At 37.0% G+C, this 21,770-nt stretch carries 19 protein-coding genes; 4 read left to right on the top strand and 15 right to left on the bottom strand.

Features of this window, described 5'->3' with window-relative positions; translation table 11 throughout:
- Positions 1–621: 621 nt before the first annotated feature.
- The 4 genes from J2S05_RS08490 to J2S05_RS08505 all read right to left on the bottom strand — a co-directional run bounded on the left by J2S05_RS08490 (position 622) and on the right by J2S05_RS08505 (position 6,200).
- Positions 622–3,411: an N-acetylglucosaminidase gene (locus J2S05_RS08490; RefSeq protein ID WP_306981806.1), complete on the bottom strand. Its 2,790-nt coding sequence runs from the start codon at positions 3,409–3,411 to the stop codon at positions 622–624.
- A gap of 229 nt (positions 3,412–3,640) precedes the next feature.
- Complete coding sequence (locus J2S05_RS08495) at positions 3,641–4,174, bottom strand: VanZ family protein (protein WP_306981808.1); 534 nt, start codon at positions 4,172–4,174, stop codon at positions 3,641–3,643.
- 69 nt (positions 4,175–4,243) lie between these two features.
- Entirely contained in the window at positions 4,244–5,266 is a 1,023-nt protein-coding gene (locus J2S05_RS08500) for a hypothetical protein (RefSeq protein ID WP_306981810.1), read from the bottom strand.
- 514 nt (positions 5,267–5,780) lie between these two features.
- The gene (locus J2S05_RS08505) at positions 5,781–6,200 is read right to left on the bottom strand and encodes a universal stress protein (protein ID WP_306981812.1); all 420 of its coding nucleotides are present in this window, start codon (positions 6,198–6,200) and stop codon (positions 5,781–5,783) included.
- A gap of 162 nt (positions 6,201–6,362) precedes the next feature.
- On the opposite strand from J2S05_RS08505, the gene J2S05_RS08510 reads away from it, so the two are divergent.
- The gene (locus J2S05_RS08510; protein WP_306981814.1) at positions 6,363–6,611 is read left to right on the top strand and encodes a hypothetical protein; all 249 of its coding nucleotides are present in this window, start codon (positions 6,363–6,365) and stop codon (positions 6,609–6,611) included.
- Between the two features lie 309 nt (positions 6,612–6,920).
- On the opposite strand, the gene J2S05_RS08515 is transcribed toward J2S05_RS08510, so the two are convergent.
- On the bottom strand, positions 6,921–7,133 hold the full coding sequence (locus J2S05_RS08515) for a hypothetical protein (protein WP_306981815.1): 213 nt from the start codon (positions 7,131–7,133) through the stop codon (positions 6,921–6,923).
- Between the two features lie 292 nt (positions 7,134–7,425).
- On the opposite strand from J2S05_RS08515, the gene J2S05_RS08520 reads away from it, so the two are divergent.
- The 3 genes from J2S05_RS08520 to J2S05_RS08530 are packed head-to-tail and all read left to right on the top strand — an operon-like array spanning position 7,426 to position 10,340.
- Positions 7,426–8,472, top strand: a complete 1,047-nt coding sequence (locus J2S05_RS08520; RefSeq protein ID WP_306981817.1) for an N-acetylneuraminate synthase family protein — start codon at positions 7,426–7,428, stop codon at positions 8,470–8,472.
- Between the two features lie 12 nt (positions 8,473–8,484).
- The gene (neuC, locus tag J2S05_RS08525; RefSeq protein ID WP_306981819.1) at positions 8,485–9,633 is read left to right on the top strand and encodes a UDP-N-acetylglucosamine 2-epimerase; all 1,149 of its coding nucleotides are present in this window, start codon (positions 8,485–8,487) and stop codon (positions 9,631–9,633) included.
- 5 nt (positions 9,634–9,638) lie between these two features.
- Entirely contained in the window at positions 9,639–10,340 is a 702-nt protein-coding gene (locus J2S05_RS08530; RefSeq protein WP_306981822.1) for an acylneuraminate cytidylyltransferase family protein, read from the top strand.
- Here J2S05_RS08530 and J2S05_RS08535 read toward each other — a convergent pair.
- From J2S05_RS08535 to J2S05_RS08580, 10 genes are all read right to left on the bottom strand, one after another.
- Positions 10,321–12,174 carry an MBL fold metallo-hydrolase gene (locus J2S05_RS08535; RefSeq protein ID WP_306981823.1) on the bottom strand — a complete coding sequence of 618 codons (1,854 nt, stop codon included), beginning with the start codon at positions 12,172–12,174 and terminating at the stop codon, positions 10,321–10,323. The genes J2S05_RS08530 and J2S05_RS08535 overlap by 20 nt on opposite strands.
- Before the next feature lie 27 nt (positions 12,175–12,201).
- A complete protein-coding gene (locus J2S05_RS08540; RefSeq protein ID WP_306981825.1) occupies positions 12,202–13,335 on the bottom strand; it encodes an ATP-grasp domain-containing protein in 1,134 nt (377 codons plus the stop codon).
- Positions 13,336–13,348: 13 nt separating this feature from the next.
- Positions 13,349–14,017 (bottom strand): class I SAM-dependent methyltransferase, encoded by a 669-nt coding sequence (locus J2S05_RS08545; protein ID WP_306981827.1) that lies wholly within the window; start codon positions 14,015–14,017, stop codon positions 13,349–13,351.
- An 8-nt stretch (positions 14,018–14,025) separates the two neighbouring features.
- Positions 14,026–15,879: a motility associated factor glycosyltransferase family protein gene (locus J2S05_RS08550; RefSeq protein ID WP_306981829.1), complete on the bottom strand. Its 1,854-nt coding sequence runs from the start codon at positions 15,877–15,879 to the stop codon at positions 14,026–14,028.
- Positions 15,880–15,907: 28 nt separating this feature from the next.
- Complete coding sequence (locus J2S05_RS08555) at positions 15,908–16,516, bottom strand: hypothetical protein (RefSeq protein WP_306981831.1); 609 nt, start codon at positions 16,514–16,516, stop codon at positions 15,908–15,910.
- A gap of 369 nt (positions 16,517–16,885) precedes the next feature.
- On the bottom strand, positions 16,886–17,713 hold the full coding sequence (locus tag J2S05_RS08560; RefSeq protein ID WP_306981832.1) for a flagellin N-terminal helical domain-containing protein: 828 nt from the start codon (positions 17,711–17,713) through the stop codon (positions 16,886–16,888).
- A 150-nt stretch (positions 17,714–17,863) separates the two neighbouring features.
- A complete protein-coding gene (locus tag J2S05_RS08565) occupies positions 17,864–19,129 on the bottom strand; it encodes a histidine--tRNA ligase (protein WP_306981834.1) in 1,266 nt (421 codons plus the stop codon).
- Positions 19,130–19,375: 246 nt separating this feature from the next.
- Positions 19,376–19,924, bottom strand: a complete 549-nt coding sequence (locus tag J2S05_RS08570) for a GNAT family N-acetyltransferase (protein WP_306981837.1) — start codon at positions 19,922–19,924, stop codon at positions 19,376–19,378.
- Positions 19,925–20,047: 123 nt separating this feature from the next.
- Positions 20,048–21,250, bottom strand: a complete 1,203-nt coding sequence (locus J2S05_RS08575; RefSeq protein ID WP_306981838.1) for an aminotransferase-like domain-containing protein — start codon at positions 21,248–21,250, stop codon at positions 20,048–20,050.
- A 307-nt stretch (positions 21,251–21,557) separates the two neighbouring features.
- Positions 21,558–21,767, bottom strand: coding sequence for a hypothetical protein (locus tag J2S05_RS08580; RefSeq protein WP_306981840.1), 210 nt, complete (start codon positions 21,765–21,767; stop codon positions 21,558–21,560).
- Between the last annotated feature and the right edge of the window lie 3 nt (positions 21,768–21,770).

Genomic DNA, 21,770 nt, shown 5'->3' on the forward strand with positions numbered 1-21,770 from the left:
CAATGAATCAGTTTAGAAAGGTTCGTTCTTTAATAAGAACGATAAAACAAAAAAATAGACCGATCCCACACTTGGGCTTGCCCTTTAACTAAGCTGACACGTCTAAGATCACCTCATCTCTTTAATCACTTGCAAATGGATAAGCAGACTCTCACCTTCGAAAGCCCCTGCTTACCCATTCGAATCCATATTCATGAGGTTTCCCTCTGAGGCATTTAACCTCCCCTCACAATGCTCCACTGGCGACTTGCGCCTAAGGCCAAAACCCACAGAACAATCGAGTTCTTCCGACGATAACGGGTCAGGAAGAGATGACCGAAACTAAAATAAAGAAATTAAGGTTTTTTCGTTCTTTACTAAGAACTTACTTCCGTTCATTATAAAGCACGATTTTTGAATGTACAACTAAAATCAGAAAATAAATTCATTATAACGAACAAAAATGTGACTTTTTTATCATTATTTTTTATTTAGACGTTTTATAACGCAACCAAAGTACGGATATGAGGGCGGGACTTATCAACAACGCACTGTTTGTCAAAGGGGTACCCTTCAAAAAATGCTAGTTTGTTAATTCAATAAAAAAACTCCGACTAGTTAGTCGGAGTTTGAAAGTATTATCTATCTGTAAACCGGAATATCCAGGCTCAACGTGTACGAGCCAATTCCTTGATAGAGATTGTACATGCTATGCACTTGTTTAGATGCCCAGCCAATATCGGTTGCATATTGGTGAGTGGCACGTCCATTTCGAACCATTCCATCTGGATTCCAGCGCATTTTGTAAAGTGAATTTTGTCCTGATTTGACGTAGCTATTCCCAATAAACGCCGCTCCACCAACAATGGATTTGTATGGTGTTGTCCAGCCTTGTTCATATGCATACTGTGAACCACATTCAATTGGACAATGATCTCTTGCACCAATTCCGTACATGTTATAGACAGTGACTCCTTTGTAATTAACACCTCTAGCAAGAGTAGAGCCACCATTTCCTGTCTCTAGCAACGCATGAGAGAGAAGGTAAATTTCATTAATACCGTGAATACGTCCTGCATCAATAAATGCTTTACCTTGTCCTGATAACGTTCCTTTACCTCGTAAGTAGTTGTTCAGAGCTGTCTCAGTCACACCACTTGTTTTGGCTAGATCAAGGAATTGGAACTGTTGAACCTTATCATTGATAAAGTTATTAGGATCCAAATAGTAGATAATATCTTTCTTTGTTGCATTTACCCAGAACAATTGATACCAGTCACCAGTCAAACGGCGAATAGATAGTCTTTGTCCATTATTTAATGTGTCCACAACTGCATAGTTTGTTCCTGGACCACTACGTACATTTAATGTACTCGCATTAACAACGTAGTTATTTCCACTTCTACGGACAAAATCTTTATGAACGTATTGAGTGTAACGATCTGTTTGAGCATTTGCTCCATACTGCATGTTTGCTGCTTGGTCTAGTGTTAAGTTGTAGTTTGTTTTTGTGTCTATATTACTAGATAGATCACTTTCAATAATCCAAACCGTACGATTATTTAAAGTCCCACGGTACCAAGTGTCGTTTCCAACCTTCTCAGTTAAATGCGTTTTAAATGCTTGGTTTCGATAGTTAGATAAATTATACACGAGGTCTCTAGAGCCACCCCATGCTTTTGTTAAAGCTCTGCCAGTCCCATTCACATAAAACGTTTGTTGTTTCTTATCCGTTGTAGTGTGAGCATAAGAGCGTATATCTGAGCTTTTTACCCATCCAACTGTTCCATTTGTAGCACTTGGTTGCGTACTAATTAAGTAATACGTACTTCCAATATACGATGCTTCTCGTTTGATATAGTATACTGTATCAAGCAAAGGAGCTAAGTTTAAGGTACTACCACCTAAATCTTTGTATACCGTTGCCCCTCTATAAAGATGTCCTAATTGACTTGTAGACTTCTCAGTGATAACTGGTTTACTATCTACGTCAGTACTTTTGATAAATACAGTACGATTATTTAATGTTCCACGGTACCATACATCATTTCCTACATTTTCAGTAAGGTGAACGTTAAATTGATGACCCTTTTGGCTTGAAAGATTACTATGCACTTCATCCTTCGAGCCACCCCACGCTTTAGTATAGGCCTTACCTGACCCTTTTACATAAAACGTTTTGCTTTTCTTGTCCGCAGTAGTATGAGCATAAGAGCGTATATCTGAGCTCTTCACCCATCCAACTGTTCCATTTGTAGCACTTGGTTGCGTACTAATTAAGTAATACGTACTTCCAATATACGATGCTTCTCGTTTGATATAGTATACTGTATCAAGCAAAGGAGCTAAGTTTAAGGTACTACCACCTAAATCTTTGTATACCGTTGCCCCTCTATAAAGATGTCCTAATTGACTTGTAGACTTCTCAGTGATAACTGGTTTACTATCTACGTCAGTACTTTTGATAAATACAGTACGATTATTTAATGTTCCACGGTACCATACATCATTTCCTACATTTTCAGTAAGGTGAACGTTAAATTGCTGACCCTTTTGGCTTGAAAGATTACTATGCACTTCATCCTTCGAGCCACCCCACGCTTTAGTGTAGGCCTTACCTGACTCTTTTACATAAAACGTTTTGCTTTTTTTGTCCGCAGTAGTATGAGCATAAGAGCGTATATCCGAGCTCTTCACCCATCCAACTGTTCCATTTGTAGCACTTGGTTGCGTACTAATTAAGTAGTACGTGCTTCCATCATAAGCAGCTTCTTGTTTAATGTAATACACAGTATCAAGTAAAGAAGATAAATTTAAGGTTGTAGAATCTCCTAAATTTTTATATACTGTTGCACTTCTATATAAGTGTCCAAGTCTACTCGTTGATTTCATTACTGGCGTATTAGTTGCTTTCATAGAAAACAGACTAAACATTTGAACGTCTTCTGCTTCTTCTTCAGTCACAGCTTCTTCCACTGCTTCTTCTTCAGTCACAGCTTCTTCCACTGCTTCCTCTTCAGTCACAGCTTCTTCCACTGCTTCTTCTTCAGTCACAGCTTCTTCCACTGCTTCCTCTTCAGTCACAGCTTCTTCCACTGCTTCCTCTTCAGTCACCATTTCTTCGTTTGCTGATTCCTCATCTAATAAAAGTAAGGAAATACAATCTTTAAAGGTGCCTTCTTCTTCTTCAGTTAAGCCAAGAAGATCAAAGTCAAAATCTTCTAGATCCGCTTCATCCAGCTCTTCTCGATCCAGAAGATCTACTAAACAAGAATTTACATGTTCAAGCTCATATGTATCATCTTCAATAGTTAATGGCTCTTCAAATTCTACAGGGGCATTTGACCCTGCAGATTCCGCAAGCGCAGCATATGGTGACAAAAGGTTGAACAATAGAAAAAAGACAACAAATATACTGACAATCTTTTTCATACAAAACTCCTCTTTTTATTATAGTCAAAAAGTTTTATTTCTTTAAACCCAGTTCTATTATACTATATAAAACTAAACTGTTCAGTTTAAATATGAAAAAATAACAAATTTAATTATAGTTTTTTCACATTTTTGTAAAATGTACTGTCTCACATTACATCGGTGTACTTTTTATAGTTATTTAGATTTTCAGGGAACCTTTTCAAAAAAAAAAAAAACAGCACCTTTTTCAGGCACTGTGTTTCCTTTTCTTACGCTTCTTCCTCTTTAACCACAAAACCATGGCTATGATACCGATTGTTCCTCCAACAGTGTCGATGATAACATCTCCGATCAACCCCTGGCGTCCTGCACTGAAATATTGACGCGTTTCATCAATACACGCATAAATGAGAACGGTAAAAAAAGTAATAAGAGCCGCTGTCCGGACGCGAACATAAAAGGCAAGTAATCGGGTAGCTAGGAAACCGACGACAGCAAAAATACTGAGGTGCGAGGCTTTCCGGATAAAGAATTCAAGAAACCCAGCCACTCCGTTCGCCTCAATGCTACGAACTTGATACCCATACGTAAAGGAAATATCATTAACGAATGTGTTCTCAAGCCAATAAATAGGCATCTTGTTTAACACCGGACGAATGTCCTGATTCGAATAAGGTTGTGACGTCGAGTAAAAAATAAGACCAATGATCCCTACAAGTAGGGCAGCAGTAATATAGAGCTTGGTTTTCTCTTGCAAGGAACCACCGTTCTTTCTATTCATTTTGTTCACTATGTTACATAGCTTCGGATATTCATAGAATTGTAGCATTATTATCCATTTTGGGCAATGTCAGATTCCCTCTGACTCTAGAGCAATAGACTCTTTGGTGGTGTCTATGAGTTGTTCCATTTCTTGTTGCTTATCCCCGATTGATCCCCAAATATCAGCAAGCTTATTCAGCGCTTCTTGAACAAGCAACTCATTTCTCACTTCCACAGCATTAACCATTAATACATTCACATCTCGAAACTCTGCCACTTCATTATCAAAAAAGGAATGAAGATCTTCCGCGCTTTCAGGATAAGGCTCATTCAAGAAGGCTTCCACAAGAACCCTTTGATTTTGTAGACTCTCTGATAACTCTTGGATCTCTGACTCTGTAAGATCTTCCAATCCTACTTCCTCCATATGAGATAAAGAATCTGTAAAGCGAACCTGTTCCTCTTTAAACTGGTGCACATAGCCTTGGAAAACATTCATGTATTCATCAATCTGCAAACCGAGCATTCGCCCTGTCACATCACTTATTGTATAGTCCTTCTCATCGAACCGTTGCTCATATGTTTGTAGGCCCGTTGTCAGATCTCCTTCTAACGCCTTATCTTCATACTGCGCCAATTGATGATCATACACTTGAACCCTCTGATCAAATTCCTTAACAAAAGTCACAAACTCCTCTTCAGCAATAGGGATTTCATTAAAGGACGTAACCTGTTCATGATTTCTTTTTAAATTGAGTAAATTTATATGTAACTCAAGATACGGTTCAGGCACCCCTTCTGAAGTGGTTTGATCTAAATACTGAACCATCTGCCTATCAAGCTGTTCCTGCTTTTCTTTTATATGTATCAAGGCATTCACATAATGCCCATTTTCCATCAGCCCATCAAGAAACTGAAACACGGCCTCCTGCACTTGTTTCAGATCCCTTTCCACAAGAACGAGAGACTCTACATAACGCTGCTCGCTATCTTCCTCCTGATCATTTTCCTCTTGAGGGTCAATCGGCTCCTCCACCGCATTATTACAGCCCGCTATTAAAAACAAAGTCGTAAACACCGAAACAGCCACCCACAATCCTAATTGCTTCAAATGAACCACACCTTTCTATGCACACACCTTCACACTAAGTCCTGTTTATTGTATCAAGAATTGCATAGTTTTGGTTGGCCATTCCTTAAATAATTGGAGGAGAGTGTGATGGTGGAGGTACTTCTATCTCATGGTAGAGCTGTTTTTGTATGGTAGATGCACTGTTTTTTCTTGTTAGCACTGTTCTTCGCACGTTAGATGCTCTTTTTCCCATGTTAGCGTTGCTCTTCATACGTTAGATGCTCTTTTTCCCATATTAGAGCTGTTCTTCACACGTTAAATCTTCTTTTTCTCATGTTAGCGCTGTTCTTCACACGTTAGATCTCCTTTTTCCCATGTTAGCGCTGCTCTTCACACGTTAGACCTTCTTTTTCCCATGTTAGCGCTGTTCTTCACACGTTAGGTCTCCTTTTTCCCATGTTAACGTCGCTCTTCGCTCGCAAGAAGATTCCTCGCACTCATAATATTCATCCCATCAAAAAAGAACCTCGCCACTAAGGTGAGGTCCTCCTCTCTACCGTACAATCAGCACCGGTACTTTTGCATGCTTAGCAAGTTTATGGCTGACGCTACCAAGTACAAGCGTTTGCAACTCATTTCGCCCACGGCTACCAACCACTAAGCAGTCATACTCATGTTCTTTTAAATGAAGTAAAACCATTCGAGAGGGTTCACCGCGCAAATAAAAGCTGCCAACTGAGATTCCTTCCGATTTAAGGTATTCCGTATTTTCAGAGAGCATTCTTTTAGCTAAAGCATCCGCCTCTGTGTTATCGCTATACAAAAAAACCTCAGAATGTCCTCTGACATCCACACAGTAAACAAGATCAATGTGAACCTCTGATTTATAAGGCTCCACCATTTGCACAGCTTTTTCTAGCCCTTTTCTTGCATGCTTTGATCCGTCCGTTGCTACCAGTATTCGTTTAAACATACGCCACACTCCTGTCGCTATCTTGTATAAAATGAATAACCGGCCAGTTAATTTACTATACCCTTTTCGGTTAAACTTAACACCTATTCTCTCAAAGGAAAGGTTTCCCAATAATTAGTTCGGGTATGCATTAGGGTAAATACCCAAAATAAGGAGGATGCAATGTCTGAAAATGCGATCAAAGTACACGTTTTAATTAGATTGCTATTTGCATTGTTTTTAACTGTCTTTTTTAATTCAGCAAGACAAGTCGGAGTAGACTATTCAATAATCTCCTCTATTCTTTTAGGCATATTTTTTACGATGCTTCTTATAGCAGGGTTGGCTTCTCTTAAAATGGGGTATCGAGCTGCTGGAGTAGTAGATTTATCGACTGCTGTGGCTGTATTGGGTTTGGGGGTTTTGTTATAAAAAGAGCACTTTGACGGATCGTTAAAGTCTCACACCAAACCCAGTGCCTACCGGAATAACAAATAGATAAAAGACAACTAACAACAAGTTCTTACCTAATAGTATCCGCTTATGCCGCTCACTCCCCTGCTATTCTCCCTTACCAGTACTAGTTCTTAAGATTTAAGTCATTATGCAGAGTACAACGACTAATCTTATCCTGCCCCTGTATCTTCTCTATCGTAATACACTTCTGTAGCAATAGCCTTTTTTACGTATCGATCCATCACTAATTCACAATGAGATAATCCCTTTTCTCATGAATCGCTTTCAACAGATTCTGCTCTTATTCCCTTGCACCACGAACCGAGTTCTAAGCTGTCGGTTACGCCCTATCTCTAGCAGGCACTCTTCAATTACTAATAAATCCTGTTGGATCGTACGAGACAATAGCTGATACGCTTCCTTTATCGTTCCAAGCAAAAGAAAATCATGTTCACTTATTAACCGATCATGTAACTCTTTTTGCCTAACCGAAAGCAAGCCGTTCTCCTCCTAACAACATTCCGATATGTACGTGTTTATTTATTTTATACCTTATACAATTTTTTTGGAGGTGGGTAAGGGGGATAAAATATGATTCACCACTCTCAATAGCTCAACACTAGGTTGATTTTGTTCATTTTTTTCACATAAAACCTTAATAAAACTAAACTTTATAAAAATATTTACTTTAAAAATGGATTCTGTTCAAATAGTATTGAATTCTTCAACAATAATCGACTAAATTCCGATAATATATATACAGACTACCTAAGAAGAAAGAGGTCTTATTATGAAGTATCCATCTTTTAAAATTGGCACCCGAAAAATTGGATTGGGTTATCCACCATTAGTTATCGCAGAGATTGGAATTAACCATGAAGGAAGCTTGAAGGTTGCTAAAGAAATGGTCGACTCCGCCTATGAAGCAGGAGCTGAAATGATCAAACATCAGACTCATATTGTAGAAGATGAAATGAGTCAGCACGCTAAAGATGTAATACCGGGAAACACCGATGTTTCTATTTATGAAGTGATGTCTAGATGTGCATTAAACTTTGCAGATGAATTAGCCCTTAAAGAGTATGTAGAATCAAAAGGAATGATTTTTTTAAGTACCCCTTTTTCAAGAGCTGCAGCTAATCGATTAAATGATATGAATGTTCAGGCATACAAGATAGGATCCGGAGAATGTAATAACTATCCATTAATTGATCATATCGCTGCCTTTGGTAAACCAATGATTGTTTCTACTGGAATGAACGATATAGAAAGCATAAACAAAACCGTTGAGATCTTAGAGAAACATGGCGTTCCATATGCTTTGCTTCATTGCACAAATGTATATCCAACTCCACCAGAGCTTGTTAGATTAGGAGCGTTAAATGAATTAATTAAACACTATCCTAATGCAGTGATTGGACTATCAGATCATACGATTAATAATAATGCATGTTTAGCAGCTGTAAGCCTCGGAGCTTCAATCTTGGAACGTCATTTTACTGACAGTAAAGATCGCCTAGGTCCAGATATCGTTTGTTCAATGGACCCTACTGAATTAAGCAACCTTATAACAGGTAGTATCGAAATTTCAAAAATGCGAGGCGGGACAAAAGTTCCTGTACTTGAAGAAAAACCAACGATCGACTTTGCTTTTGCATCAGTAGTAACAACACAGCCTATACAAGCTGGAGAGGTTCTTACTAAAGAGAACATATGGGTAAAAAGACCAGGTACTGGTCCTATTAAAGCAATCGATTATGAAAACTTACTTGGAAAACAAGTGAATCGAACACTTGTAAATGATGAGCATTTATTATGGGAAGACATTGTAGAATAGAAAGGAATTCTAATGAAAAAGAAGAAACTACTTTTTTTAACTGGAACTAGGGCTGATTATGGAAAGCTAAAATCATTACTCAAGCAAGTAGAGAGCCATGCTCAGTTTGACTTATATCTATTTGTTACTGGAATGCATATGCTATCAAAGTACGGTTCTACTTGGAAAGAAATTGAGAAAGATGGCTTTCAAAATACGTATCATTACATTAATCAAAAAAGTCAAGCTCAAATGGATATTACTTTAAGTAACACTATTCTCGGATTAAGTAATTACATTCATGAGATTAAACCAGATATTATTGTTATTCACGGAGATCGTTTAGAAGCTCTAGCAGGTGCAATGGTTGGTGCTTTTAATAATATATCAGTTGTACATATTGAGGGCGGTGAGGTATCAGGTACGATTGATGAATCTATTCGTCATGCCATTAGCAAGTTTGCCCATGTGCACCTAGTAAGTAACGAACAAGCGAAAAAAAGAATCATTCAATTGGGTGAAAAATCAGACATGATACATGTAATTGGATCACCTGATATAGATATTATGCTATCTTCAGATTTACCACAGTTACAAGAGGTTAAAGAAAGATATGAGATAAAATTTGATACCTACTCGATATTAATGTATCATCCCGTGACAACAAATTTAGAGAATCTACAGTTAAATATTAAAAATATCATTAAAGCTTTGCTTCAGACAGATAGAAATTATATTATTATTTTCCCAAATAATGATGAAGGTAGTCAGATTATTTTAGATGAGTATGCAAAACTAGAAGAAATAAGCAAAATAAAATTATTCCCTTCTATGCGATTTGAGTACTTTTTAACATTATTAAAAAATGCTGACTTTTTAATTGGAAACTCTAGTACTGGAATTAGAGAAACAGAGGTCTATGGAATTCCTACTATTGATTTAGGAAATAGACAAGAAGGAAGGTACTTGCCAGAAGTGTATGCAAATTTGGTTCATTGCAATGAAGTTACTGATGATATTTTGAAAGCTATTCGAAATCTACCTTTGCACCAACCAGCATATTCGTCTTTCGGGGAAGGCGAAAGTGATAATCGGTTTATCGAGTTGATCCAACAGGAGGACTTTTGGAATATTACACTCCAAAAGAAGTTCGTAGACCAAATATATTTAACAAGTAGGTGAAAGAATTGTACCAAAACAAACGTATAGTCGCGATCATACCAGCTAGAGGTGGAAGCAAAGGAATTCCTAAAAAGAACATTATATTGGTTAATGGTAAACCTCTTATTCAATACTCAATTGATGCTGCACTTCAGTCAAATTATATTGATGATGTCCTCGTCTCAACTGAATGTCCTGAAATAGCGAGAATATCAAGAGAAGTCGGAGCTAAGGTACCTTTCCTTAGACCTCCACACCTCGCTTTAGACGAATCTAAAACAATTGATTCCATTGTTTATACTATAGTTGAGCAGAAAAAAAGAGGGATTGAGTACGACCTGATTGTGGTACTTCAGCCAACCCAACCCCTAAGAAAAAGTTGGCATGTAGATCATTCAATTGAACAAATTGAAGGAAGTCAGCATAACGGGTTAGTAAGTGTTTCAAAGGTAAAAGACCATCCTATCTTAATAAGACAATTACATTCAGATCATACAGTCAGCAGTCTTTTAAGTCAGACAAGCACCGTAAGAAGGCAAGACTTCTCAGACTACTATAAAGTAAATGGAGCAATCTACATTAACAAGGCTAGTTCATTAACAAATAACACTAGTTTAAATGACAATTCACTTGCATTTGTTATGGATCAAAAATATGATCTGGATATTGATAACCCATTAGATCTAGAGTTATTAAAAATCATTCTCTCTAACCCAGAACACGCTTAAGCTCTTGTATCAGTTTATTTATTTTGTTGGGGCTTAGCCCATGGCTTTTCGCCCCTATTTCAATACTCTCATTAACCGAATTATGGCACCCAAAGCAATATAGACCGTATCTACCGAAGATTCTTCCTGCTTGCTCTCCGTAAGTTTCCATCAAATCAGCAATCACCATATGTTTACTTATCCCATCAACAGTAGTAGGAGTTCTCAATCTTTTTTTGAAATAAGGTGCTTGCAGCAACCGCCAAAAACCTGCATGATATACATCTGGATTACGAGAAAATTTGCACCAATAACCAATCGTAGCTTCATCCCAAGACTCATTAGTGGCTACAATAAAGGCTAAAATTTGCTGTGGAACCTGCATAGTTAAATTTACTTGATTCTCAAACTGGTTATAAAGGAAGCTAAGTTTTCCATCCCTAATTTGAAAACATGTCGAAAATAATTTTTCCTCCTGATGAATCACGTCAAGTTGTACTACTATATCCTCACAAAATAAGATTTCAGGCACATCATTTAATAGCAAAAAATAGTGTTCAATTTCAGAAAGTGATATGTCAGATGTCTTTGGATGAAAATCACTAAACATACCTTCGTCATATATGTTCTCTACATATTTAAGACGATCTAACTTATTATAGATTTCCTTCCGATTATAATTATATCGATGTATAGCGTCTTTTCTACCATCCCACTCTTCCCCCGGAAGAAGGTCAATAACTTTATAATTACTACCTCTAAAATAATTAACTACATCATCTAAGCTATTTTTCTTTAGAATGCTGGCATATTCTTTTTGACTTGGATGCCAGAGTTCAAAATGACTAGCAAAGGGTAAAAGATACTTAGCACCATATACCTTCATAGCCTGCATGAGCATAGATAACATTCCTTTTTGACCAGCAACCATGATTTCTTCTTTTCTTTCCATATCTAAGTGATCCCATGTTATTGGATATCCGGAAGCTCCAGGTGAAAAACTAGAGGCAATCATATCAACTGGCCCTATTAATTTGGGAATTTTGTGATTAATGCCTGCATCATTTAAGTTTAGAAATTTGAAATCAGCTGTTTCAATTAAAATTAATGCATCGTTCCACAAGCTTTCTGGTTCAAATAAAGTGATTGATAAACCATCGGAAATCTGCATCTTCGCTCCAAAAGGAACGGCTATAACTTTCTCAAACCCTAATTCCTCTAATTTGTAAATTAATCTCCTGTTTACAAAATCAGGAACATATATTGGAATTGATCGGTTGAATAGCCTAAGCGTGGGCTCATGGAAGTGATCTGAATGTTCATGGGAAATCCAAATTGCATTTGGATTTAATTGTTCAGTCCTTATAACAGGAGGAGGATACTGTATCCAGGACCCCATAAAAGCTGGTCCATTTATCCAAGGATCACAAAGTAAAGAGAAGCCTTTATGTCGGAACTCTATGCATGCATGAGCATGCAGCTTTATAGATGGACGTTTATCATAAGTAGACTTCTTTTTTTTCATAATGGGCTCTTTAATCAGCTCTAGTTCATCATTTGGTAGATCAGCGTATAAATCAGTTCCCTCTTCACTGACATGAAAATAGTCTAATGTTTGTTTTTTGGAAGTATACGATTCACCTGTTTCGCAGTCGAATTTCCACTGATGAATATCACACTTGAAGCAATGTGACTCTTCCTCAAAAAAAATCTGTCCACCTTGATGAGGACAAATTGAGGTAAAGAGCCTAAACTGATCATCTACTTTATTTAAAAAGTACGCTTGCCGGTTTAACACAATTTCACAAGGTAGCTTAGTAAAATCTCTAATATTTCCTAATAGAGTCTTGCTCATTATTTATTCACCTTATTTCAATTTTGCCTATGTTAAGAGTTTAGTACTATGTTCGTTAAGTTCTAAATTGCTCAGATTTTTATTCTTATGAATGACAATTAGATAACTATCCATATTACTTTTAGGGTATGGAATAAGTACCTTATTGTTTGCACGAATAAGCTTGTATTCATCCAACATACTTCTCAGATATATGTGAATGGTCTCTTCATGGTAAGTTAGGAAACCATCAGACAGATTATATATATGATCAGAAAAAACCTTTGGGGAAGTAGAATAAAGTCTCTGCTCAACTTCTTTTCCTACTATTAAATTAATGTAGTTATCTATATAATTGTATTCAAAAAAATCCCACGATAAATGAGTTTCAAAACGATCGCCCGCTATACCAAAGTCTATTTCAACAATTTCAAGACCTTCTGTTGTCGCAATTATATCTAATTTTAGTGCGGAATTCCGAATAGAGAAAGTAGAAATAAGTCTATTAATTAACTTATTAATATTCGCATTATACTCATCTGCTGGCTGTTGCCTTCCAATACAAAAAGTATCCTTAAGATTTTCCCTTTTCATAACAAAAGTAGCCTTAGTGGATCCATTTTGAATAATACTGCTAACTCTTAATTCCTCTCCCTCAAGAAAAGGTTCAATAACTACTTCATGAACATCTATATTACTATCTAAGAGCTGTTGTTTTGATAAAAGTTGAATTCCTTCACTTGAACCTCCAACAAGCGGTTTAACTATAAAACTATTTATCTCTTCTAGAGATTCAATCTCATGAGGTAAATAGCTTTTATACTTATTAAAACCAAATTCAAATAGTTTTTTTTGCTGTTCGTTTTTGTTCAAATTAATACTATACGTATCCGTTCCCAACTCACCTAAAAGATTAAAGTAATTGGCGATTTTCTTTTCCGTTACAAGAGCTTTTCCATAAGAAAAGCTCCCGACTCCAATATACTTGAGACCGAGGTCCACTAACCATTGAATTGCTTCATCATAATTCCAAGTACTTATCGCTTTGAATGCGTAACACAGTTTTTTACCAGGTGCATCTTGATCTAGATCAAATGCAATAACTTTATATCCTTTTTTCACAAGTCTCTCTATGAATGGAACTTGATTTAAACCCGCACCTACAGAAATGACAAATTCCAAGCATAGTCCTCCTTTATTTACGTGCTTCTATTAACCAATGAGCCATCGTGTGGCCAAGATCTCCAATTGGATCAACAGAACGATGACCTAAGCTTACATCTTTGAACATATCTAATTTATCCCTAACCCCTGCTTCATCCCAGAAATACATGATGGTTTGCTTAGGACTATCTGATTTTCGATCAAAGTAATCAACAAGAAATTTATCTCCCTCAACATGTAGTCCTTTATCCATTCTACTATCCTGTTTTGAACGTAATGTAGATAGTAAAACTCCACCTGGTTTTAACATGCTGTATACTTTATTAATCAGGTCTGTCTGTTCTTGTTCCTCTAGATAATGAATTAATCCCCAGACAATAATAACATCATAAAACTCACTTGTTTCTGTTAAATCTTGAACAAGCTTATTTTCAAATGTTGTTGATAGTAAACCAAGCTCTTCAGCTTTCTTATTTGCATATGCAATAGCTGCCACTGAACTATCTATTCCTTTTGCCTCAATTCCAAAATCGTTCATAAGAAATGTATGTCTTCCTGCTCCGCATGCAATATCCAAACCATTTGTAAATTTACCTTTGTTCTTGTTTAAGCTTGAAATGATTATTTCATCGGGATACTGTAACAGGCTTCTACCTTCTGAATAGACATTATTCCATGTCTCTACATTTAATTTAGACAAGATATACCTCAATTCTGTTCAATTAATTTATCTTCTACTTCTTTCACATGCTCTGAAATGATTTGATTAATTGCATTCCAAGTCTGAATGATGTATTTATATTGCTGAATAATAGTATGTGATTTTTTAACAACATCTTTTGAATACATAGCCTCTCGAATCCTAGTAGACAAAATCTCTAGTTCATGTCTAGACATAGGTCCTAAAAACACCTTATAAAACGAGGAATCCTCAATTTTATGAATATATTTATTAATAGTGCTCAATAAAAGGTCTAATTTTTTTTCATTCTGCTTCGCCGTCGAAGCCGTTAGAATGAAGTCTTCCAATAAATTAGACAATTTGTTTAATTGGATTTCTATACTCTCTTGTTCCTCCATAAGATGAACATAGTTTTTATAAACTTCTTTTTGATCATAAGTAATTGAGTTAATCTCTAACCAACTTTTGTCAATCTTTTCACTTTCAAATGTATTGGATAGACTTTCTAATGAGATAAATTCTGTATAATTTATCTTAGCTCCATTTTTGGTTGTGTTATAGAGTTTAATGTGAGAATTCACCTTAGCATAATGCTCCAAAGCCTCTCTCATCTTTACCATATGAGTCTTTGTTCGAACGACACCACCATCAACTGATTCAACCTCAAACGTTTCTGCAAGCTCATCTTCACTTAATTGATTATCTAACCATCCATATTCAATACCTGCTGCATATCGAACATTAGAATAACTTAAATTCTGCCCTACTAAAACAATTGGATTACAGCCAATCTTACTTAGAACTTGAAGTGCAATAACGGCAATGGAGGGTGCATCCGTAATTGCCTCTATTTGTTTTGTGTTATTTTTTTCTAATAGAGCTTCTGATACTGTATCTTGACTAGTAAGGAAGTGTAGCATTTTTCCCGGATAATCATGAAGTGTTTCGTAACCGACACTAGAACCAAAAATCATAGGAATATCCTTTAGGTTCTGCTTCTTTAATTTTTCAAAGACATATTGATTTTTCTCTTTAGGATCATACGTAAATGCAGCATCTGGATGAATTCCTTGCTCGATTAATGCATTGATTGCAGATCCCACTGAAAAGATATAAGCAGATTGGTTTTCTTTTATCTTTTTAAGCTGTTCAATCTCATCATTTAAGGATGGCCCCGCAGCAACGATAATAGCTGGCTTGTCTTTAAATAAGCCTGTATCAATATCATGTATGAAATTTGGTGTCTTTAGTATAGAGGGAAGATTTCTAAGACTATTAAGTACCCAACGAGATTGAAAGCTTACATTTGTATGTAAACGATCTTTTTGATTAAGTAATAATTTCTTAAACATCTCACTAAACTTATTAACTTTATCTTTATAAATTCTTTCGTAGCTAGGTAGGATTACTAACTTAGCTGGTGAGATGTTCTGCAATTCATCGTCTAACACTTCTTGATATCGGGCATCATCGTCTGCTAAGTAAACATTTGTTAAGTTCTTAAATGTATGATCCGTTAGATTAATCAATTCTAGAGATTTTTTTAATATAGCTGGATTTAGTTCTATTAGAGAGAATCGCTGGGGTTTATACGTCTCTATAAAAGCTTGAATATGATGACCCAGCCCAATGCCTAAAAATAGAATAGGATCTCCTTCATCTAATACGTTTTGATATTTTGTTAAAAGCGCATCTACTTCTTTAGTAGGATTGTACGAACTGTGAAGAAATTGCTTTACTTCATTCTGATGAACAGCTAGAGTTGGAACCCCATTTTTAGCCAGTTGAATCACAAATTCGTGATTATCTATTGTTTTATTTAACTTGTTAAGTAAAACTCGGTTTTTAATTCTTAAATAGTTTCGATTCTCTATTAACATAAAGACTCCACACACTCTCTATAATGTCTCAGTTTAGTAGATCTCTTTTTCCCTCAGTATCAATTATCATTATGATCTTATTCTTCAGTTCCTCAAGTAGCGTAATAAATTCATATTGAAGGATATCGCCTATTAAAATCTCATCTTTTGAAGCCATTCCATCTGTTAACTGCTTCAAAACTTCTTGTAGATCTGAACCTAACTTTAGAACTTCATTCCAGCTTTTTGGTTTTTCCTCTTCATGATCTATGCTAACAATCGTTCCATTAATCCATTCAATTCCATCCAGCATTTCCTGAAATTTTTCCCATGTCGAAGATTTAGCTATCTGATAATATTCCTCAGAAAGTAGTTGGATTTCTGGAATAGCCCTAGTTAAATAATTCTCTAAGGACAATGTAAGTTCATTAATAAATTCCTTTTTCGTTTTTAAATAAACTTCAATTAATTCAATTTTTTTTATATGTTCTGCTAGGTACTCTTGATATTCTTCATATACTTCTATGCCATCAATAACAAAGTGACTGAAGAAATAAGGTGTTTCTTCGGTTTTAAGATTGATTTCATCTGCTATTTTTTGTAAAGATGTTACATCATTTGGATAATCGAACTCTGTGTCTAACAGGTGTAGTTTCATAATGCACCCCATTCTATAAATACTATTTCTTATATCGTCAAAAAGCGGGGGAGGTTCAAGCGAAATTATTAAACAAATAGAGAAAACATGTGTTATGTTTTAACTTTAAATTTGATTTAACTTACTCTTAGTATTAACTTTTTGTAAGATTAAACTGATGTAGGTTATTCATTAGTACGATCAAGTTCAATAATTACTTAATCTAGTAATAATTACCTTTTGAAAATAGTAACTGAGTGTTTTTGTAACCGTTTTTTTACAATATGATGTTTAGTCCTGTTTAGATAACCTCACTCTATTATAAATAAGAAATCAAGAAAAAAAAGACTCCGGCTAAGCCGAAGTCTTTTAGATAAGATTAATGAGTTATTATCCAAGAAGTTGAAGTACTGATTGTGGAGCTTGGTTAGCTTGTGCAAGCATAGCTTGAGAAGCTTGAGAAAGAATGTTATTCTTCGTGAATTCCATTACTTCTTTAGCCATGTCTACGTCACGAATACGAGACTCAGCAGCTTGAAGATTTTCAGCAGAGTTATCAAGGTTAGAGATTGTGTGCTCTAAACGGTTTTGAACAGCACCTAATGCAGAACGTTGAGTAGAAACAGAATTAATTGCATCATTGATTGTAGAGATAGCTGCTTCAGCTCCACTTTGTGTAGCAAGGCTTACTCCACTTAATCCTAGAGCTTCTGATTTCATGCTGTTAATACTTACAGAGATGCTTTGACCTGAGTTAGCTCCAATGTGAAACTTGATTGCATTAGTATCACCAGATAGAGTGCCATCGATTAGCTTTCTGTCGTTAAACGCAGTCGTATCAGCAATACGATCGATCTCTTCAGTTAGAGCTGTAAGCTCTTCTTGAATAGCCGCACGGTCAACATCATTTTGGTTCGTATCGTTTGATGCTTGTACAGCAAGCTCACGCATACGTTGTAGGATTGAGTGAGTTTCGTTAAGAGCTCCCTCAGCTGTTTGAATCAAAGAGATACCATCTTGTGCGTTACGTGAAGCTTGATCCAAGCCACGAACTTGAGCACGCATTTTTTCAGAGATTGCAAGACCAGCAGCGTCATCGCCAGCACGGTTGATGCGAAGACCTGAAGATAGTTTTTCTTGAGCTTTAGCTCCAGCAGCTTGGTTTGCACCAAGTTGACGGTGAGCGTTCATTGCAGATAGATTGTGGTTAATAATCATTTGTTATTTCCTCCTTGAGTTTACCCGTTACACATCCTTGTGTTGGGTTTTCGTTTTGGTTTTGAACAGCCATTGCTAGCTCGTTCTCTATTTATATCGGAGGTGCTTTGAGGATGTTTAGTGGTTTTTGAATTTTTTTCGATAAATTTTTTAATTAAACCCAAACCCCACACCCCCCTCTTCCCCTGTCACCATATCCTTCACCCTATACTCATTCCTCTCTACCTCATCCTGCCCCACTACCACAACATACCTAACTTTCTGCTTATTCGCTCTCTCCATCGCTTTGCTCAATTTCTTCCCACCTAATTCACATTCCACTCGGTAGCCTTGTTGTCTCAAATATCTTGCTAACTTCAATGATTCTTTCTGAGTCTGTAATGGGATGATGTAGTAGTCTATCTCTGATAACATCTCATCACGCCCCTGCATAGCTACTGCAATAACATCCAGTCCAAATGAAATACCGACTGTTGCGATGTTTTCGCCTGAGCCTACTAGTCCTCCAATGGCATTCTCGTATCTTCCGCCGCTACCTATGCTTGATTGAATGGAGCCGTCTTTTAGAAACATTTCATAGATGGTGCCAGTGTATATTTCTAAGCCGCGAGCAAGTAGAGGATTGAATTGACATTGGTCCGTCATATCTAGGTATTCAAGGTAGGTTTGCAATTCCTCTATTTCACTGAGTCCCTGTCTGATATGTTCATTCTGCTTTGCGTATTGTTCAAAGAATTCCCTACTATCAGATTGTAAAAAGGTCATGACTTGCTCTAATGAAGAAGATGGAACAGCTAGATCCAATAGTTCACTACGTATAGCCTCGACTCCTACCTTTTCCACTTTATCAATCGTTAGAATCACTTTGTTCATTAAGTCCTCGGGCACTTTAAACACTTCTAGCATTCCTATTAAGAGTTTACGATTGTTGTATTGAATCACAACATCCAGATTCAGCTTCTTAAAAGCATCAATTGCCATCATCATAAGCTCAGCTTCAGCCATTTGTGATTTTACTCCAACGATGTCGACATCACATTGAGTAAATTCTCTCAGTCTGCCTTTTTTTATTGGACCATCCCGAAAAACCTTTCCTATCTCATAGCGTTTAAATGGAAACCCAACGGTTGGATTTAAGGCGATAACCTTTGCAAAAGGAATGGTCAGGTCATACCTTAAAGCCAGGTCTCGCTCTCCTCTGTCCGTCAACCTGTACATTTCATTGAGAATCTCTGCCCCGCCTGCATATTTTGAGGCCATGAGTGAGGTGTAATTTAGGATAGGTGTCTCCAATGGTTTACAGCCGTACTCTGTGAATGTCTGCTCGAGCACTTGTTGAATCTTACGTCTTGTGTTTTGCTCCTCTGGCATAAAATCCTGTGTTCCTTTGACGTTCTGATAGCTCATCTTTTTCATGTGTGTTGCCTCCAATTCGTTTAGAATACAGAAAAAACCGCATTGCGCTTAAGCTGGTTCACTTAATCAATGCGGTTCATGAGAAATAGTCTTCCTATGTTCGATTTTTTAAAGAGATCGAATTAGCAAGACTAGCTCGTATGATGATGTAGTTGTGTAGTTAAAAAGTTCATAAGATACACCTCTGTGAGTGATTAGATCTTATCTTATAGGAAAAAGAAGGGAAAAAAAACTACCCTTTTCAGACTAATCCTTCTTCGCCATTGGAGGCATACCTAACACTTCTTTATCAAAACGCTCCGGAATAAGTGTCTTGTACATTAGCACGCCAAGATCTCCGTTATCGTTCTCATGAGTGAAATAGTCAATGTAGCCTTTTCGTTTGTACATATCTAACAGCCATGGATGCTTGCGACCTGATGTTCCGAGTACGTATGCAGGTACTTTGTACGTATCGATAAATAGTGTGTTCTCGACATACTCCATAAGCTTGTTACCAACGCCTTGTCCACTTAAATCAGGAGCGGTTGCGAACCACCAGACAAACGGATAGCCTGAGACAGGGGTTGTACTTTCCCATGGGAAGCGAATGGTAATCGTAGACACTAAGCGACCATCTCGTTCTAACACAACAGCTGTTGATTTCTCTATATTTTCAGTGACCATCTCAAGTGTCGCTCGTGTAGATGGCCAATCAATGCCCATATCAGCCAGCGGTTTAAACGCGGTATTCATTAATTCTAGAAATGCTGGTGCATCCTCTTTTGTTGCGATGCGAAATATATCTTTGCTCATGCATAATCCTCCACTGTTGCGTAATGTTAATATGTTTAACGTAGATACGTTAGCATTACTCTAAAACGTTTGCTAAGCTCTCGTCAAATTCGTGAGCTCAACATTCGATACCATTTTCTAGTATTATGCCTTTATCTCTTCAACATCACTCTTCACAATTGAAAAATAAGTATCGGCAAGTATCCGGACCCCTCGTTTAATTTGCTCAGCATCGCAATACGTGAAGCACAATCTGATCTCGTTAGATGGGCGGTTATCCTGATAAAATGAGGTTCCAGGCACAATGCTTACTCCGTTTCGGAATGCTCTAGCTGCCAATTCATCCGTATCAATGTCTTTCTTAAATCGCACCCATATGAAAAATCCACCCTCCGGAATATGAAAGGAAATGTGATCTTGAAAAGTCTGTTGTAGTGCCTCAACCATCACATCCCGTTTCACACGATAATCATCAATCAGGCTAGTAAGGTGCGTTTGAAAAGAGAGCTTCGTAAATAACTGAGCAAGAATTTCTTGTGTTAGTGGGTTGGTTTGACTGCCTTGCAGAAAGATATTTAACTTTGACAGAACTTCACCTTTAGCAATGATCCACCCTATCCTTACTCCTGGACCAATAATCTTTGAGAACGTCCCAATGTAAATAACGTGACTTGGTGCATAGGAGTAAACAGATGGTTGATAGTCAGTTGTGAAACTTAACTCTCCATAGGCATCATCTTCAAGAATATAAAAGCTGTATTGCTCGGCGAGTTTGGCTAATTTTTCTCTGCGATCCTGAGAGAGATTCACCCCACCCGGATTATGAAAGTTCGGCATGATATAGATGAATTTAGGGGCTTTTCTTTTCTTAAGAGCCGCTTCCACCTCATCTACCACCAGTCCATTCCTATCAATTGGAAATGAGGTAATCTTTGCACCAGCAAGTTGAAATGCTTGTGTTGCTCCAAAAAAAGTTGGTGCTTCGACCCACACCTCATCACCTGTATTAATGAGCGTCCTTGCTGCTACATCAATCGCATGCTGCGCGCCAGATGTCGTTAAAATTTGATCTAGATCCACTTCAATTGAACGATGAACAGCGCTCTCTTTTATCCACTGCTTTGTTTTATTTATCCCGTCACCACCAAAATAGTGAAGAGCCAAGTGACCACCTGAAAGAATGGCCTCACTAGCTGCTTCACTTAAGGCTTGAAGTGGAAACAAGTCAGAATTCGGATAGCCAAACGACAGATGAACATGAGAGTCTTCCGTTGTGATCGTCCCTCCAATGGAAGACTTCTCAGGAAGATATTTAGCATACTCATACTCTTTTAATTGATTAACCATTGAACACACACCTCATTTTAGACTCTGTTCACTTCATTCATGCGCTTCAATTAAATGATGTTCAAATTCAAATGGTAAGTCAACTGTAGCCTGTTTATTTAGTCAAAAAAAGTCCTCAGTCACACAAGCGCGAGGACTATATACATCTCTAATATGATTTTAACTTTTCCACCAAATAAGCCAAAAATATCGCGATAACTTGTGGGATCAAGTTTAGAAAACTAACCAGGATGACTAATTGAAAGGACGTTAAGGGTTTGAAATAACCTTCCCAACGATCAACTCCAGCCATGTCACTTAAAAAGTATTACGAAACCAGTAGAGAAACGATATTACCTAGAAAAATAAATACAGAGTAGCTAAAGAATTTACATGAGAAAGCAAGAACTGAGGTCACACCAATCATGAGTAAATACCCGCTCATAGACGTAGTAGCGAAATCCTGATACATGGAATAAAATACGTAGGGAAAGCCATACAAACAAACGATTAGAATACCGATCATTACTTTTCTCATTTC

This window comes from Alkalicoccobacillus murimartini, assembly GCF_030813245.1.
GTDB lineage: Bacteria > Bacillota > Bacilli > Bacillales > Bacillaceae_D > Alkalicoccobacillus > Alkalicoccobacillus murimartini.